Below are 17,391 nucleotides of genomic sequence, written 5' to 3'. Positions count from 1 at the left end.
ATGAGTTATGAGAAAGAGAGTGTTATAAGCAAGCTGCTTTTTACACAAGCAATATACGTAAAGTTATTCGCCGTTGTAATGTTTCTTTGCTCTTTTGCTTTTGTAAGTAATGTACATGCCCAAGCAAATGATACTGAAACGTTGCAGCAAGCTTATGATAATGCAATGAAAGACTGGGCATATGTATTGAAAACGTACGTTGATGAGCAGGGTAGAACTAACTTTAAGGGTGTGGCACAAGACATTAAGCCGCTTGAAAATGTAGTGGCCTTTATTGGTGAGGTGAGCCCTGCAAACACGCCTTCGCTGTTCCCTAATGCTGATGCAGTAATGGCATTTCATATTAATAGCTACAATGCGCTGGCCATGTACGGCGTGATTGAACGTGATATTCCAGAAGGCTTCACCAATTTTTTCTCGCGCGCTAGTTTCTTTAAATTTCGCGACGTTACTATTGGTGGGCAAACCACCAATTTGTACGACTACGAAAATGACGTAATACGACCGCTTAACGAACCTCGTGCCCACTTTGCACTAAACTGTATGGTGAAAGACTGTCCACGTCTGCCAATGGAACCTTTTGAAGCTAACAGCTTAAACGCTACGTTAGACGAGCTTACAAACGAGTTTTTCGCCAAGGACAAGCACTTATATTTTAATCACGATAAAAAGCGTGTGTATGTATCGGAAATACTTGATTTCTATACCGAAGATTTTGTTGCGTCGGGCAAAGCGAAAGACTTACCTGAATATATCAATCAGTATCTAAATACGCCCATTCCAAGTGACTATAAACTTCGTTTTATCGATTATGACTGGCGCATAAACGCCCAGCCATAACCACGTTGTTGTAGATATAATCACGTTGTTATAAACAGAGTGACGTAGCGATAAACAAATGAGCCACAAAGGCACCGCTTTAAGGCCGAAGCTTTAGGCCGTTAGCAATAGCGGCTTCTGTAAAACCATATCAGTGAAGCTTTAATTGCGATAAACTATACTTGATGTTAACCCCTCTTTTTTATCGCTTTTAAGGCTCACCATGATCCACAATGACGTTCTTCGTCGCCTGCGTTACGCACTTGCTATAAACGACACCGCAGCTATTAGTATTTTCAAACTTGTCGATTACGACATGGAAATTGGCTACTTACACTCCATTATGAAAAAAGAAGACGAAGAGGGATATTTGCCTTGTCGCGACAAGTTGATTGCGCTTTTTCTTGATGGATTAATAATAAAAAACAGAGGCAAGCAAGAAGGAAGTACACCTCAAGTTTTAGCCGCTGGCGAGCGTTTAAGTAATAATGAAGTGCTGCGCAAAATTCGTATTGCCATGAGCTTTAAAGATGACGACATGATTGAAGTGTTAAAGCTTGCCAACTTCAGAATGAGTAAAGGCGAACTTTCGGCATTTTTTAGAAAACCCGATCATCGAAACTATAAACCTGCCGGTGATCAGGTTGTACGCAACTTTCTACAAGGCATGGTGAAAAAGTACCGCCCCGAGTCAACGCGACAGGCGCCTAATACGGCTAAAAATAAGCCGGGCCAATCTCGCGCTAATACAAAGCCAGTTCAAAGTAAAAAGTCGACACCTACTAATTCGGTGTGGGGAAAAATTGAAAAGCCAAAGCGCTGATTCAAGGCGTTAGTTGAGAGCTTAAGCTAACAAGTTCGAATACTTGGCAAAGTACTTTAAAAAAAATAAAACCAGACAAAACACTAAAAGGAGCAAGTGCTCCTTCTTTGTTTGTTTATGTTGTTTAAAATCAATGGTTTACAGGTTTTTGTGGCGTGGTGTGTAGCGTAGAATGTAGCGTGGTTTTTGAATCAAACTCCCCAAAAGCGCAATATCAAAACATCCGATAGTACTGCTTGTACTGCTGAACCAAGTCTTGAGACAACGTGAAGTCACCAGTAAGCGCACCTGTTACGGCTTGCTGATACAACTGCTTAGTCTTCAGGTCTTGGTTCACTGCATACGCTACCCATTCATGGAAGTGTTCAGAGTCAGTAATGCCTAGTTCACTCTCTGCATAGTCAGCAAAGTCGTTGTAAAGTTGCTCCGTTGCTTTGTGTATCTCTCGTTCTGCTTGTTCAGGCGATACACCGTAAGATTCGCTAAGGCCAACTAGCACTTCCTCAGATAAGTCTTCACCAGCTAACACAGCAGTCAACGTATCAATGGTATTAGCTGAACCAATGACATCCTCAATCTGATTAGCAGTGCTTAATGCTTCAGTGTTTATATGCTCAAGTGTTCCTTGTGTACCTTCTGATTCTTCAGATACCTCAAAGAAGTCTTCAGCATCGTCGAGATAGTCGTCGTAGTTGCCAGCGTAGATTGACTTGCTAAGTAGTCCAGCTTCAATCAAGTGGTCTACTTGTCCTGAGATACCGTTGACAGTAACCACAGTGTGAGGCTGGATGAATTTTAGTTGGACTGGACGACCCTCAACTGTCCTAATGTCTGTTATCACTAAGTCTTCTGTAGCTTGCTCTAGGTGTTCTTCTTGCTCTAACAGTTCGTTAAGTTGTTGCTGAGTGGTCTCACATAGGTCTCCTGTTGAATAGTCAGGGAAGTCTATTGATTCATTGTTAGCAGTATTCATGAGTTTGTACCTCCGATAAGTGTGTTAATGGATAAAGGAAACGACCTCCTGAGAGGCGATATAAGATCGAGTTAGATGTTGGTAATGGGATTGCCTAGGGATAGGCTTAAAGTCTTCTCAGAAGATCGTTTAGGTCGTTTATAAGTACTTTTGAGCGATAGATGACGCCATGTAGATTTCTATTGCCTTATCAACTGGAGCCATATCGCCCTCGAAGGCACCCAATACTGCATCATGCATCTCTGGCGTCATATCTTCGTATGCACCAGTAACCCAACAAGTAAATTCGCTTGTCAAAGAGTCAGACCTTTCTAGGGTTTGTTCTGCTCGCTCCTCAAGAATTCCTAATATTTCTCCCGCGAAGTTCATTTCAATATCGATGATTCCGTATTCATCGACTCCGTATTTACCTGTTAAGTAGGCTTTCACAATAGGGCATAGGCTTTCGCGAGCAGCATACTCAGTCACTGGCTTGCTTGTTCCTGCTTGACGGTAAGCATCTACAACGACCAATACATCTTTATTGTTAGCAATTTCAGGATTAATGGTAAGTGTGTTCATATTCAATACCTCCAATAAGTGTTTATGTGTAAGTCAGGGAGTGGTTAAGGAAAGTGTTAGGCAGCAGCTTCAGTCGCTAAGTTATCTGCAAGTTCATTACCGTAGACACCGCTATGACCTCGAACCCACTTAACTACAACCGTAGGCTTCTCTTGCTTCAGCTTGTCGATACGTTGCCATAGGTCTTGATTGGCTACGGGCTTCTTACTGGCATTCTTCCAGCCTTTCAGCTTCCACCCTTTAAGCCACTCGTTGTAGCCTCTAGCAATCATTTCGTTGTCTGTGTGAATAATGTCTTCAGGCTCTGCCAGTTCGAGAGCCTTGATGACTGCTAACATTTCACAGCGAACATTCGTGGTTGTCTCTTTACCTTCTACTGGCTCAACTCGTGCCTTGTAGGTCTCTAAGACTTCCTCTTGTTCATTCAACACGACAACGCCTAAACCACCGTATTTACATCCGTTCTGGTTATTAGGCGCTGCACCGTCAGTGAAGATAAGTCGTGGTGTTTGTTTACTCATGTGTATATCCCTCCTATTAATGGGTTAACTGTTTAGCTAGGGCTTTCTCAACCTTGGCTAGTTCTGCTTTGTGGTCGTCAAGACGTTTCAGGCTTACCTCTGCTGAACTGATTTGACGTTTCATTTCGAGCAAGTGTTTCTTAATCTCACGGCCAAAGTGAGCTTGTGTCTCACTGACTTGCTGTTGTCGTTCAGTCTCTGAGAGTCCATCCTTTCGATTTAGCTCAGCAATCTGCTTGTCTCTTTCGTGTTTCATGCGCTTCGTGAAGTCAATCATCGACTTGTTGCAATGCTCAATCGTGTCCTTGCACTGAGTCGTGTTAGTTCTAGTGATTGAATCAAGTAACTCAGAGCGACGACTGATAAGCTGGTCTACAGTAAGTTCAGGCACAATGTGTTGAGGACGTTGAGCATCTTCAGGCAACGCTATGTCACTCGTGATAGTGCTCCAGATGTCGTCTAGTTTCTCTTGTCGCTGCTTCTCGTTCAGGAACACAAGAGTCCAGTAGTTAGCCTCAGCTATGTCTTTGAAATCAGCCTTAGCCGTGTTGCAGTTTTCTCGAAGTTGTTTAGCTCTTGCTTCAGCTTCTCGACGTTCAATAGCTTCTTGTGTGTACTTGATGCGGTAGTCGTCGAACTTGATGCGACCTTGTGCTTCGCTGTTATACGAGTGACTCAGTAAGTCCTTGCAGATAGCCTCAGTAGCGTTAATGCGGTCTTGTAGCTCTGTTAGACGGTGTTGTAGTTCTTTAATGGTCTCAGTTTGTTTGGTCATGGATTTATCCTCCTAAGTATTTTCGTTCAATGGATTTAAGTGATTTGATTTGGTTGAGTGAAATAGCATGATTAGGGTTTCTCTCGTGCTTCTCTCTCATAACGCGCTTCTGGATGTTGGAAAGGTTTAACTTGTATGAGTAATGTCTAAACCAGAGAGCTACGTTATTGATTGGTGCATTCGATAACTCGAAGATAGGCTCAAGAATGTCTAGCATCTTTGAGGCTCTGTTTGCGTTAAGTCGATAGCGTTTCGTTTTGCCTGAGCTTGTTATGTGTTTAGGCATGTTAATCATCCTGATAAGGCTCTTACGGCACACAAAGATTGCTAAGGTCTTCCTGTTAGGGAATAAGGCTTTCTTGAAGTTGGCTGCAAGGTAGATACACAACCACTGCTTCATTGTCTCGTGCCTACCTACGGCCTCTACTGATGCCTTCAGCAGATACAACAACTGAATGCGTACAGGAAGGTCTCCAAGCCTTCTGTAAGGTGATAGTGCCCTGAGATTTTCAGCTTCATCTAACAGACGACCAAAAGCATTCTCGAAGTGCGTAAGGTCAGCCTCTGAGTACCACTTCTTACCACCTTGATAAGCCTTGGTTAGCTCTTGGTTGTATGAAGCATGGTGTTTAGATAGTGCTGGTGGCTTAAAGGTTGGATGACCGTTGTGCAGATTAGCTTCACGGTGTTGTTTACAGTGCTTGCCATACTTAGCGTTATCGATAGGACGAGAACAACCCCACACCTTGCATGTGGAAGTTGTCATTGTGTTACTCCTTGTTAGTCAGATAATTGTGGATACATTCATTCACGATACTACTAGCGCTTACCTTAACGCCTCTAGTGTCCTGAAGTCGTGCTTGGTACTTCTTGACGGTCTCGAAGTTCTTGCTAGTTAAGTACACGTTGATGCAAGGCTGAGACACAACTTTATGTGGTTTACCTAGTGCATTCATAGTGAGCCTCCAGTAGCTACAACGAGTGATAGTAAGTGGTATTGGTTGGTCATAATGTTTCTCCTAATGTTGAAGTTTTGATAAAAAATAACTGAACACAGCCACAAGAAGGCTCACAGTGTGCTTGTAGGTATCTTAGGACGTACCCTCTTGTCGATGTATTCAAAGCGTAAAGGGGAGCCTAGAGCGAGTGTTGGAGGTGAGCACAAGCCCTAGGCAAAGGAGATAATGAGTAAACAAACCTAGTTAGACCATATACACATGAATCAATACACATGAGTAAGGCTTAACTCAGAGAGTCTTAAAGACTGTCATCTAGTCCATTAACTAATTGGATTAATCATTGATATATCCAGTAACGGACTGTCTTTAAGTTTGACTAGAAGATACTGGTGTTGGTCTTAGATTTGATGACTTAGAGTTGCCCCCTTACCCCCATAAATATGCTGGTGGTAAAGGAGTAACAATCATCATCGCAACGGTATCAATTAGTCAGTGTGTTGGTCTTGAGTTTGATTGACTGGTCACTTGCCCCTGAGCCAAAGCTCACCACCGTAAAGTTAGTGACCGAGTGTTTGTCTTTACGATGTCTTATTGAGAATTCACTTCCCTTCTTTCTTACGTCAGGGAGTCATCTGTTCAGATTTTTTCTTCCATATGTCAGGGAGTCATTAACTGAACATTTCTTTCATAGGTCAGGGAGTCGTCTAAGCCTTGTTTTTACTGGCCTAACTCAACATTAGATAAACCTTATAAATCTAAAGGGATTTTATGGTCATTAGGTCTAACGAACAAGTAAGCGACAAGTACTTATACAAGCCATCATTACAGATCGACAATGGCTCTCTACGGGCTTTTCTAGGCGTGACTAGTATGATTGTATTAGCTGAGACAACTCGATCTGAGAGAGCCTTACAGAGCCTCGTTCAGTAAAGCGTGAGACTCTGCTGTGATAGTGCTGAAGATGTCTTTGTGAGGAACTACAGGCCACATGGAACTATAAGTTTTAGTGATTAAATTAGCCAGATTAATTACTCTGGTTTATGAAGCCGTTTCCTTTTTGACTGCCTGAACCGTAGAAGGAGAGATGCTCAACTGAGTGGCTATCTTTCTGATGCTGATACCATCATCTAGCATCTGCTTTACACGCTCACGGTCAATGCTCTTTGGTCTGCCCTTATACTTACCCTCAGCCTTAGCTATGGCGATACCTTCACGCTGCCTCTCAAGTATCATTGAGCGCTCAAACTGATAAATACCGCCAAGCATTGTAAGCATTAACTCTTGCATAGGGTCATTCTTATCTGGTGTGAACGTCATGTTTTCTTTGTGGAACTTTAAGGTAACGCCACGATTCCGCAAAGATTCAACAAGGTCTAACAAGTTTCCAACGTTTCTAGCCATTCTTGAAATGTCATGTACATGCACAGTGTCACCTTCTCGCAAATGCTCCAGCATAACTTTCAATTCTGGTCTGTCTGTATCCTTACCAGAACATTTGTCTGTGTACACCTTATCCAATGTAAGGCCGTCAAGCTGTCTCGCTGTATTCTGCTCAACAGTGCTCACTCGAATATAACCAATTTCCATTACTGAATACCTCAAGGTGTGTGGTTTTAAATCTAAGATGTTTAAATGTTAATCGTAACAAAAAATAAAAGTCAACTTAAAACCACACAAAAAGTGATAAAAAAGTGTACCAGTTGAATGTAACAGTTAGGATATACCCGACTAGTACAGTGAATTGGTAGTAAGAGCCACTAGCAGAGCCTGTGCGTTGTCTTCGTGTTTGGTCAAGATGAACGTTGCGACTGGCTTGAAGATTGTCTTAGCGGTGTTCCTGTGGTGCGTAGAGGCACCCTATGGGGGGGCGTTGAGGCTTCATCATTATCGATTTGGCCTCTCAGATTTTTTTAGTGAAACTTTTCTTAGTACAACCACTTTGTGCCAGAAGCTGCCCTTCGAATATTTGTAATTAAACGACAGAAAAGTACGTGAAGCCGTCGGTGGAGAATTGACAACCTAACGACAACAATGAGTTATTTTATACACGCAAGCACCGCAGACCTTGATATTCCTCACAAAAAAAGGAGCCCCACTGAGGACTCCTTTTGGATATTTGTTGAGACTGTTTAGCCTCTTCGAAATCTACTCATACTTAATAGAGCGAGAACGAAAAGGCCTAATGTGGCAGGTTCAGGAATTTCATCTGAGTTATTGTCATTAGGTTGCTGCGCAGCGGTCCAGTCAACGATTAGTTGAGCCGCAGGCGAAGCTAAGCTACCAGCCCAAAATCCTTGGACGCGTTCTGAACTAATAGTAAGAAGGGCAGCACCGAGACTAAAAGTATTATCGTTTAATATATCCGCGAAGCTATTTGCCGTTAACGTTACCGTAAAATCTGGCATAGTGCTTCCGCTAGCGAGGGTAAGACCTCTCGACCCGTATGTATTACCAGTCCCCAAGTCATTGAATATTGCCACAGAATTTCCAGTGCCTGGTAACGTGGTCACATTAAAAATACCGATTTGTTCAAAGCCTGTATCGGTCTCGATACGACCCGTTGAAAAGAACCTTATCGAAGCAGCTGTTATGGTGCCACCAACAAGTGAAGAAACGTCAAAATTGTAAAAGCTACGATATTCTGAACCGCTGAACAAACCTGTGAATGTATTAGTGTTTGTTGTGGTGTGAATACCATCGCTCTTATACCAGCCATTGTCTGTGGAATTCAAAGTTATCAGAGCGGCATTTGACGACCAGCAGACAACTGACAAGATTATACCCGTGATTAGTTTTTTCATATACCTATCTCCATTATTTTGAAAACTCTATAGCATTTTTCATGCCATATTGTATGCGAATGAAAATAAGGTTTTTTTTTTGCCCCGTTCCTGTAAAAAAAAAGAGAGTGTAAAAAATCCCGACGCAAAAGATCACCTTAGTGTCCGTCGTCGGCTATTAATGTACGCCAGACTAGAAAAATATATTCTAAATGACTGGTAAAGACACCCAAAACGAAACATGCTAACTGCCAATTCAACTTTGGTGGAGAGTCTGCTCATTTTCTAATGCTGCCTATTATGAGTGAGCGGCTCAATGTCCGCTTCACGCTTTTTACGGTAACACAGTATCAACCAACCTGATGTAATAATTCAATTGAATCTGCAATCAACTTCAAGCAGTCAGCCTCGTGAATCCTCTCGACATACTGCCAAAGTTCGTCCTTACCTTAGCAGGTCTGACGGATACTCTGGCTGCATCAGTGCTGTGTCTATTTGTTTCGCCACTTCTTGCACCGGAAGCCCTTTACTATATGTTCCAGTGCTCATATCGCTAGTCTTGTGACCTAAAATACGATTCATCTGGTATTGAGGGACGTTAACTCTCTCAAGTGCAGTGGCGATATTGTGCCTGAGCGAATGGAATACATAACCTTTTCCATCAACGCCTACTGCCCGTTTCAGTCTAGCAAACTGGTTACTTACTGAACTCACAGTTTTACCGACGAGGTGAGGGAAAAGATAGCTTCCTGCGCTTTCACTGAGTTTCTTAATAGCATCGCCGACACCAGCCCTAAGCGGAACAATGCGTTCACTGTTAATTGTCTTACCTTCACGCACGTTCATACAGATAACGTTATCAATCTCAACGATGTCAGACTTTTTAAGTGACACTATCTCAGCAAGCCTAGCACCAGTGACTATACCGATTCTAAGTACGTGGTGAAACGCATGGTCTGGGCTAGTAGTTTCCTCAAGTAATGCCTCTAACTGTTCACGGGTAAAAGGTTCGTAGCTATTGGCACCTGTCTCTATAACGGCTATTCCATCAAATGGGTTCAGGTGTGACTCTACATGCTCAAACCTTGAAGCGGCTTCCCAACAGGCTTTGAGTCCAGCCATATAGTTCCTTACGGTCTTATGAGACTTTTCTGCGTCAACCATTGAATCGACGAAGCCGTTAGCGTCTTTACGCGATATATCAACGAGCCTTATGTCTTCTGTGCCGAGGTACTCAAGAAACATCTTTACAGCTGTAACTCTTTTCTTGTAAAGCCCTGTATCTTTATTCCTGCGATTAATGCGCTTTTCTTCGAGCGCTAGCGCCTCTTTCAAGCTAATAGCGTACGTGTCATTGTAGTGCTGTGCATTTTTCAGAGAACCATCGGAGAGGTATTTGTTTGCATCCGCAATCGCTTTAGCTATAGGCTCAGGTGTTGACTCATCACCATCTAGCTCAGGTGCATTGATAACATCTTCGTTACCATCCCGCTTGGCCTCATCAATCATGTTCATGAGGTAAGCCAAATGTTGCTCGTATTGCTCTTTTCCGTTACCTGTTACCTTAGCCCTTGCTAAGTCAAACTCATAAAGCTGGGCTTGAAGTTGCTTTTCAGCTTCTTTAAAAGAGTCAGTCCGAGTAGATTTATTAATAGTTTTCTTGCCGTAGTACTCAACTAGGTCACTAGGTATTCTCATTTTGATATACCAAGTTTTCCCACTGAAAACTAGATGCTTACTTTGTGTGTTTGCCATATTTTGTAGCGTGGTTTGTAGCGTTGTTTGTAGTGTTTATTGTAGCTGCGCGCCTTTATTTTTCAATCTTCTCTTGATTTTAAAGGGTTTTGGCAAAACACTAAAAGGAGCAAGCGCTCCTTTTAGTATTCTATTGGTTCACAGCTGTTATGCTACATGCTTGATGAACTTAGTTTTTCTTTTGCTTTCACCTTCGTTTTTGCATTAAGCGGTTCAGGTGCTAATTTAAAATCTAGCTGCACAAGCAGACCTTTCTGTCTTACCGATGCGCCGCCTTTGATGGCTGGTTTATATTGCCATTGTTTAAATGCAATCATTGCGGTTTTATCAAACACCCCCTCAGGCGATGACTTCACTACTTCAATATTATCGGTTGCGCCAGTTTCCGTAATATCAAACTTGAATACTACGTATCCTTCCAAGTTTTCTTTTATAGCCTTTGTAGGGTAGGCGGGTTCAACGCGCTTTACTGGCATGGCTTCGTTAATTTTAGCGTCAGCACCTTTAAGTGGTGGAGGCGGAACATTAGCTAGCGTTGTGTTAGCAGTAAGAAGGGCGGCAATAGTTAATGCAGCTGCGCCCAGCATTTTGCTTCCCGTTTTAGGTTTTTGAATTAAATTTAAGCGTTTTATCATGGTGCTTTTTTCTCCAAACGTAGGGTAAAGGTTAATGGTGCTTGAGCAATGCTCGGCACACTGCACAAGTGCCTTTGCATAATTAAGTTTGTCGGCTTGCGTTTTGTTTTGTAGTACAACATGGTCGCACGCTAATTCTTGATTCACGCGAAACGAACGTAGTGCAAGCCACACCAACGGGTTAAACCAAAACGCAATAGCAATGCAAAGTGCTAAGGTGTTCCACCAGTGATCTTTGTGGGTTCTATGTACTTGTTCATGCTCTAACACTAACGCTTGCTGCGACAGTGAGAATGTGGATTTAAAGGTGTAAGGCAGCAGCACTTTAGGCGCGATAAAACCAAACAGCATTGGCGTAATGGCTTTACTGGAATAATACGCATTGGTTTGTACTGCTTTTTGCTTACTAATAGAACGCCACGTTGAGAAGTGATGTACCAATACGTAGGCTGAAATAGCGCTTACGCCTATAGCCCACAGTGAAAACAGTACGTTTAGTTCCATGTGCTCAACACTTGGTTTTACACCCACAACGAAGCGCGTGAAATTATTCGATGGAATAGCCATCATGTTGAAGGGAAGGTTATTTAAAACCAGTAGCACCGGAACAAAGAACCAAAGCTTATAGGTAAAAAGCACGCCCATTTTGCGCGTGTAAAAATGCTCTGCACCAATCAACAATAACAGCGCTACACACAACACACCTTGCTGCGCAATAATCCAATCAATCATTGTCTTCTTCCCATTTCTGAATAAGCGCTTTTAACTCGTCTACATCCTGTTTCGACAGTGAATTGTTGTTTGCAAAACCCGCCACCATCGGCGCAATTTTGCCTTTAAATAAACGGCTTACAAAGTTAGTGGTTTCTTTTTTTGTATAGTCTTCACGTGCAATTAAAGGGTAGTACAAATACTGACGCTGCTGCTTTTCAAAACCTAATACCCCTTTTTTTACGAGTCGCCCCAATAAGGTTTTCACCGTTTTATCGTGCCAGCTTTTTCGTGAGTTCAACCTTGCTACTACTTCACTTGAAGTGGCGGGGCTGCCTTCCCAAAGCGCATCTAGCACGTCAAACTCGGCATTTGAGATATCAGGTTTTTCTGAAGCATCGGTCATAGTATTGGCTATTTCTCTTACGATTACATTTGTAGTCTTTAAGTTAAGATTACACTTGTAATTTTTAAAAGCAAGAAAATAATTGAATAAATTTTCAGCGTTAGTTTTATAAGCTTGTTTTAGGTTGTAAGCGATGCCGTGAACAGTGGGCAAATAAAAGCGTTAAAACAAAACGCTGTCGCACTGACGTAAAAACATCATTGTAGAGATAGGAAACGTTAGGTGAGCCGGTTAGTAAACAGGGCTAAGGCGCTGAGCGTTGGTAAGCGTTAATACAACACGTTGAACGAAATATCAGACGATTCCATAAACTGACCAATAATCCGTGCTTGTTGATTACCTCTGGGTACCATTACGTGGCATGCTGGCTGAGGCGTTACCTCTCTTAGTTCATACCAAAGGTTGTCTAGTACTTCTTCTCCGTGCTTGAGGAAGGTTTCACCCCACGTTGTGGTGTAAAGCACTGCGACGTCTTCTACCACCGCTTTTTGCCTAAGCGTAGGGAAGTTAACAATAGCCAAGCACGTTTTTATACGTTCGGGTGCAAGTAAGTCGCTACGAGGCAACGTTGAAACTTTTACCGCAGGTAAATACTTACATAGATGTCTTACAAGGTCGTTAAGGTCGAGCTCACTTATCTCGCCATAATTGTAATCTAAGTAAACAGTACTTTTAGCATCAATAACTTTACTTGATACACACCACATCATTAACCCAATGGCACTGGATGCTTGCGCCATTTTTTGTGATTCGTCAATTATTCCAGACTTGCTAAGTAGGTCTCCAGCATAAACCGACCATACTTCTCCACCGTTTTTAAGTTGCTTAAGCGCAACGGTGACTTTTTCACAGTAAAGGCTCACGTCGAACGCGCTGCGCAAAAACTCGATTTTGTCGGTCTTCTTTCCGTAAAACGTACTTAGTCGTCTGCCGAGTACGGTCATATCTTTCTGATCTAGCGATTGCTGCTGATTACTAAGTTCTTTTGAAATTCTGCGGTAACACTTTATAAGAAAGCGGTGGATATGTGTGCTCAATTGCACTCGTTGCTTAAAACTCCACTCTTGCTGGTTATCAAGGTGGTACAGCGTTTTTCTGCTCCAGCTCCATCGCTTAGCATAACTAGCAAGTATCTTTCGTTTGAAATTAGCTTCTTGACCCTCATTCAGTGGTTCGCTTAACTTGCAGGCACATTTCAAGTACAAACACTGCTGTAGAATTAATATATCTTCGGGTTGTCCGTTTGTTTTGTAATGCGCTATTAGTTCGTCGAACATCAACGCGTAGGGGTCTATATCTGATACATGCCCCGGTGCCTCGGCGCCACGATGTACTTGCTTTTTAAGTACGTTACACAAAGGTTGCCCGTGCTCGATATTGGCAAGATAAACCTCTAGTTTGGCCATTTTCAGCAGCGACTTAAAAGGCGAATCCATGGCTTTACCCAACTGCCAAATGGCGGCGCCAAACAATTCACTGGCATCAAGACGTTCCAAGTTGCCCAAATCCATAAACCAATCAACGTCTGGTGAGCCGCCTTTTTCCAAACTGTTGTGAAGCGCTGTGTATTGTCTGTTGTTTGTTTTTTCAGGCGTTAACCACCAAAAAGGGGCTTTACCTGCTACCACAATGTTGGTGTTGTAAAACTCTGCCTTTAGAAAGAGCGCCTGTGCTGAGCCTGCACTTTCACCTTCAGCTACGCCAAAATCGTTTTGTTTTACTTTGTCTATTTCCGAAAGAAAGAAGTGTATCTCGATACCGTGATGTTCTTCAGCCCACTTTTCAATGGCGGTTAGCTTTTGCTGAAGCAATGCTAACGCGGCTTCTGAAAAGCGGTTACCATCAACACAAACCCAGTAGTCGAAGTCTGAGTCGTCAGTTTGGGCAATAGTGCCAACACTACCCATTAGTACCAGTGCATCTACGGCGCGCTGCCGCGGCCATATGGTTTTTATGTCTTCAAACAATGCTTGTTGCTCGGGAAAGCAATGATTAAGTGCCTGTTCAACATCGGGTCGAAACGAGTAGTTGTTTATCCCAAAGGGCACGTCTTCTTCGCCTGTTCTTTCTACAAAGCCAGGTAAAGATTCATGATTAACATGCACTAAAAACGGTAAAACATGAAACAGCGGTTTGTGCTTGGCAGGCATAAGTGTTAGAGCACGCTCAATCCTTGCTTTGTTGTATCGTAAAACACGCAATAAACGGATAGTAAGGTTTTGATGAATTGAAAGCGGTTGGTGCGCGCTCATCTCGTACTTCTGTGCAATTTCATGCTGCCAAGCATAGCTTTATTTCCTGTTCAGTGCTTTAAGTTTACGTCAAATTAGTGAAATTAACGTGAAGATAGCATCATATTTGGCGTTATTTACTTGGATATTGCGCTAATAACGTATTCACTAGCTCATCTAATTTCTGCTGCACGCTAATGCTATCTTTTTTCTCTAGTTCAACACTGCCAGAGGCGCTATAAATAAACTGTCCATTTCTAACAACATCTATCTGTAGGGTTTGATGAAGCGACACTTGCTCGCCCACAGGAATATTAAAAATACTGCCCAGTGAAATTCCACCAGAACGACCATAGCTGCCAGTACCCAAGCCCAGGCTTAGCGTAGTGCCGTCTTCTTTTGATGACGTTGAGGGTAAGTAGCCCACAATAACATCGGCGTTTTCTTCAGATTCACTCGTTAAACCTTTTGCGCTAAGCACATCACTTATCGTTGTTTCAAGGTGTGCTTTTAATGTGTCGTTTATTTGCGTGGCTGGCGCTTGTACATAAAACGTATTTATCTGGGTGAAATTCTGCGTTTCATCAACATTAATCTGAGGCTTGTTCGATGCGCAGGCTGTTAATAACAGAGCGCTTATAAACATAAGCCACACCGCCTTCGCTTTCGACAAAATAGTATCGGGGTTGTTCTTTTTACACATGAGGCTTATTGGCTCCTCGGCATTTTGTAAACTATTCATTTAGTGTATCTGGCGTATTAAATTTGCAAAATTAGACCAAGCTATTTTCTACATTCATCTGCATATTTCACACCATTACCTTGTTTGTTACCTATTTTTAGCTAGGTTTAGATTACACCTTTTAGAAATTTAGTGAATAAATGAAGTCATTGAGTATGCAAATTCTCGTTGTATTGTTGTTACTCAGTATTAACGGCAACGCGAGAGGAAACACTACACAACCGTTTACGATAACGTGGGCCATTAATGACGCTCCACCATTTCATATCATGGACGGTGAGTTTCAAGGCGACGGTATGTGTGACGTACTTATTGATGCATTTAGCACGCAGATGAAGGAAACACGTTTCGACACATTGGTTATGCCCCAAAACCGAATTAACATGCTGACCGAGCAGAAGCGGAATTTGTGTTTTCCTTGCCTCATTAAACGCGCCGACAACGACGTGTGGTTGTATTCAGATATCACCGTTTATCATGCGCCGCTGGGCATTATTGGTAAACCAGAGGTACTAGAGCCATACGTTGACAGCCAAGGCCGCATTTCGCTACGGCGCCTAACAGAGGCCAAATTACTACGCATGGGTAAGCCTATCGCTCGGCGATATCCAGAGATGCTGCAGCTCTATGTAGACAGTGTACAAAAAACGCCATTGCTCGCCGAGTTAAGTGGTGAGAATGCAACAACCCGCGTGCTTGAGCAGATAGAGTTTGGGCGTATTGATTTTACGTTGGAGTACCCCTCAATTTTGAAATACTACGCAGCAACAAGCGGCAGTGAGGAGCTTGTGTACTATGAAACTGCGGAACTAGCTACACAAACAGTGGCGGGAGCGGTAGGCTGTACAAATAATGAGTGGGGGAGAAATGCGGTAGAAAAGATGAACAAAGTTATTCCTCACATTATCACTAACCCCATGTATAAAAAGCAGCAGGCCTTTTGGTACGGCACGCTTCTTCCATCTTTATAGCATCATGTCGTTAACCCTGCGGTTTACTTTTGCATTGTTGTAATTACACCTTGCTTTACCTTACACCAAAGAAAGAATGTCGTTAAAGGGCGTATCTGCAGGTAAGCTACCAAAGCAATACCCATGTTCACCACCAAGCCTTGTGCGGCAAAACAGCGTGGCAAGTGCAACATTGTCGCTTTGAAGCAACACAGAGGCTTGTAATGCCAGCGCTGTTTGCTCGGTAATATATCGGCTACGAATTTCCAAATTGCTGGTGTCTTCAAATTCTGTTTTAAGCTTTTCGATGTGAAGCTTGTAATGCGAGTTCTTGTCAATATGCTGTATAAGCTCTTTAAATAATGCTTGCTGTATATCTGGCTCTTTAGCTAAAGCTCGCAATACGTCTAGGCACTGCACGTTACCACTGCCTTCCCAAATTGAGTTAAGCGGAGCCTGTCGGTAATAGCGCGGCATTGGGTTTTCTTCAACGTAGCCAATGCCACCCATACACTCTTGCGCTTCATTAACAAAAGGCACCGTACGTTTACACACCCAATATTTTCCAATTGCTGTAGCTATGCGTGCAAGCGCAGCTTCATGTTCACACGTTGACGCTTTGTCTACTGCTTTGGCCACACGCATGGTGAAGGCTGTTGCAGCTGCACTTTCTAGCGTAAGGTCGGTAAGTACATTTTGCATTAGCGGTTGGTTGATAAGTGCATTACCAAACGCATCGCGATGTTTAACGTGGTGTAGCGCTTCCGCTAGTGCTTGTCGCATTAACGCAGAAGACCCAATCATACAATCGAGCCTTGTTAACGACACCATGTCGATAATTACGCGTACGCCGCGACCTTCTTCACCTAACAGGTATGCTGTCGCTTCTTGAAATTCAACTTCAGACGACGCGTTACTCCAATCGCCTAATTTGTCTTTCAACCGCTGAATACGAACTTTATTTAACTCACCGTTTTCAAGCCGCCTAGGTAATAAAAAACAGCTTAAGCCACCTTCTGCTTGAGCCAATATTAAGTGCCCGTCACACATAGGCGCAGAGAAGAAAAATTTGTGACCAACAATTACGTAGCTGCCATCGGTCTGTTTTGTTGCGGTAGTCGTATTTCGCCGAACATCGGAACCACCAGACTTCTCGGTCATGCCCATTCCAATGGTGAGTCCATTCTTTTCTTTCGCTGGAATATCTCTGTTGTCGTATGTGCCGTTTACAAGTTTGTCTAACCAATAAGATGGAATGTTTGTTCCATAACGAAGCGCCGGAACTGCTGCGTGGGTCATTGTTAAGGGGCATGATGTTCCAGACTCTGCCTGGTAGTGCATATACATTAATGCTGCACGAATAACATGGGCGCCAGTTTGTGGAGCATGTCGTTGTGAAGCATGTCGCCAGGAATAATTGTGCACATTGTGCGCCATGGCACTGTCCATAAGCACATGATAGCTGGGATGAAACTCTACGTGGTCGATGCGTCTTCCGTAACGATCAAACGCATGTAAAACAGGCTTGTTCTTGTTTGCGATATCACCATGGTGCATAAGTGAATCGCCAGCTATCGCACCAAACTCAGATAAAAGCGATTCTGGAACATAAGCTTGGTCATCAACATGCTGTAATACATATTGCTTTAACAGTTCGTCGTCCTGCCACAAGTTATAACTAGGCATAGGAAACGGCTGGTTTTCAACTGTGTGTGTTTCAAAACGTGGCAAATCGGACATGCTGATGCTC

16 protein-coding genes are annotated in these 17,391 nt (G+C 43.0%); 3 read left to right on the top strand and 13 right to left on the bottom strand.

Annotation, left to right across the window (positions count from 1 at the left end):
- Together V7R35_RS04475 and V7R35_RS04470 are read left to right on the top strand one after the other, a co-directional pair.
- Window positions 1-840, top strand: a complete 840-nt coding sequence (locus V7R35_RS04475) for a DUF547 domain-containing protein (RefSeq protein ID WP_334013509.1) — start codon at window positions 1-3, stop codon at window positions 838-840.
- Window positions 841-1,042: 202 nt separating this feature from the next.
- Entirely contained in the window at window positions 1,043-1,642 is a 600-nt protein-coding gene (locus tag V7R35_RS04470; protein ID WP_334013508.1) for a DUF1456 family protein, read from the top strand.
- Between the two features lie 214 nt (window positions 1,643-1,856).
- Here V7R35_RS04470 and V7R35_RS04465 read toward each other — a convergent pair whose 3' ends face one another.
- From V7R35_RS04465 to V7R35_RS04410, 12 genes are all read right to left on the bottom strand, one after another.
- Window positions 1,857-2,615, bottom strand: coding sequence for a hypothetical protein (locus V7R35_RS04465; RefSeq protein ID WP_334013507.1), 759 nt, complete (start codon window positions 2,613-2,615; stop codon window positions 1,857-1,859).
- Window positions 2,616-2,753: 138 nt separating this feature from the next.
- Window positions 2,754-3,176, bottom strand: a complete 423-nt coding sequence (locus tag V7R35_RS04460; protein ID WP_334013506.1) for a hypothetical protein — start codon at window positions 3,174-3,176, stop codon at window positions 2,754-2,756.
- A 56-nt stretch (window positions 3,177-3,232) separates the two neighbouring features.
- The gene (locus tag V7R35_RS04455) at window positions 3,233-3,697 is read right to left on the bottom strand and encodes an RNase H family protein (RefSeq protein ID WP_334013505.1); all 465 of its coding nucleotides are present in this window, start codon (window positions 3,695-3,697) and stop codon (window positions 3,233-3,235) included.
- 16 nt (window positions 3,698-3,713) lie between these two features.
- Window positions 3,714-4,472, bottom strand: coding sequence for a hypothetical protein (locus tag V7R35_RS04450; protein WP_334013504.1), 759 nt, complete (start codon window positions 4,470-4,472; stop codon window positions 3,714-3,716).
- Window positions 4,473-4,476: 4 nt separating this feature from the next.
- The gene (locus V7R35_RS04445; protein WP_334013503.1) at window positions 4,477-5,238 is read right to left on the bottom strand and encodes a hypothetical protein; all 762 of its coding nucleotides are present in this window, start codon (window positions 5,236-5,238) and stop codon (window positions 4,477-4,479) included.
- A gap of 1,231 nt (window positions 5,239-6,469) precedes the next feature.
- Window positions 6,470-7,018 (bottom strand): recombinase family protein, encoded by a 549-nt coding sequence (locus tag V7R35_RS04440; protein ID WP_334013502.1) that lies wholly within the window; start codon window positions 7,016-7,018, stop codon window positions 6,470-6,472.
- Window positions 7,019-7,560: 542 nt separating this feature from the next.
- The gene (locus V7R35_RS04435; protein ID WP_334013501.1) at window positions 7,561-8,232 is read right to left on the bottom strand and encodes a PEP-CTERM sorting domain-containing protein; all 672 of its coding nucleotides are present in this window, start codon (window positions 8,230-8,232) and stop codon (window positions 7,561-7,563) included.
- A gap of 423 nt (window positions 8,233-8,655) precedes the next feature.
- Window positions 8,656-9,966, bottom strand: a complete 1,311-nt coding sequence (locus tag V7R35_RS04430) for a tyrosine-type recombinase/integrase (protein ID WP_334013500.1) — start codon at window positions 9,964-9,966, stop codon at window positions 8,656-8,658.
- A 152-nt stretch (window positions 9,967-10,118) separates the two neighbouring features.
- Complete coding sequence (locus V7R35_RS04425) at window positions 10,119-11,333, bottom strand: M56 family metallopeptidase (RefSeq protein ID WP_334013499.1); 1,215 nt, start codon at window positions 11,331-11,333, stop codon at window positions 10,119-10,121.
- The gene (locus V7R35_RS04420) at window positions 11,326-11,718 is read right to left on the bottom strand and encodes a BlaI/MecI/CopY family transcriptional regulator (RefSeq protein ID WP_334013498.1); all 393 of its coding nucleotides are present in this window, start codon (window positions 11,716-11,718) and stop codon (window positions 11,326-11,328) included. Before V7R35_RS04420 ends, V7R35_RS04425 begins: the two co-directional genes overlap by 8 nt.
- A 269-nt stretch (window positions 11,719-11,987) precedes the next feature.
- Window positions 11,988-13,970, bottom strand: a complete 1,983-nt coding sequence (locus tag V7R35_RS04415; protein ID WP_334013497.1) for a class I adenylate cyclase — start codon at window positions 13,968-13,970, stop codon at window positions 11,988-11,990.
- A gap of 112 nt (window positions 13,971-14,082) precedes the next feature.
- Window positions 14,083-14,652 (bottom strand): DUF4136 domain-containing protein, encoded by a 570-nt coding sequence (locus V7R35_RS04410; protein ID WP_334013496.1) that lies wholly within the window; start codon window positions 14,650-14,652, stop codon window positions 14,083-14,085.
- 179 nt (window positions 14,653-14,831) lie between these two features.
- On the opposite strand from V7R35_RS04410, the gene V7R35_RS04405 reads away from it, so the two are divergent.
- Window positions 14,832-15,662 (top strand): hypothetical protein, encoded by an 831-nt coding sequence (locus V7R35_RS04405; protein ID WP_334013495.1) that lies wholly within the window; start codon window positions 14,832-14,834, stop codon window positions 15,660-15,662.
- Between the two features lie 60 nt (window positions 15,663-15,722).
- Here the strand turns inward: V7R35_RS04405 and V7R35_RS04400 are convergent, their stop codons facing one another.
- Window positions 15,723-17,381 carry an acyl-CoA dehydrogenase family protein gene (locus V7R35_RS04400; protein WP_334013494.1) on the bottom strand — a complete coding sequence of 553 codons (1,659 nt, stop codon included), beginning with the start codon at window positions 17,379-17,381 and terminating at the stop codon, window positions 15,723-15,725.
- Between the last annotated feature and the right edge of the window lie 10 nt (window positions 17,382-17,391).

The organism is Alteromonas sp. S167 (assembly GCF_036864375.1).
Taxonomy (GTDB): Bacteria; Pseudomonadota; Gammaproteobacteria; order Enterobacterales; family Alteromonadaceae; genus Alteromonas.
The sequence above is the reverse complement of the archived record's forward strand: the minus strand, read 5'-3'. Positions and strand labels throughout refer to the sequence as shown.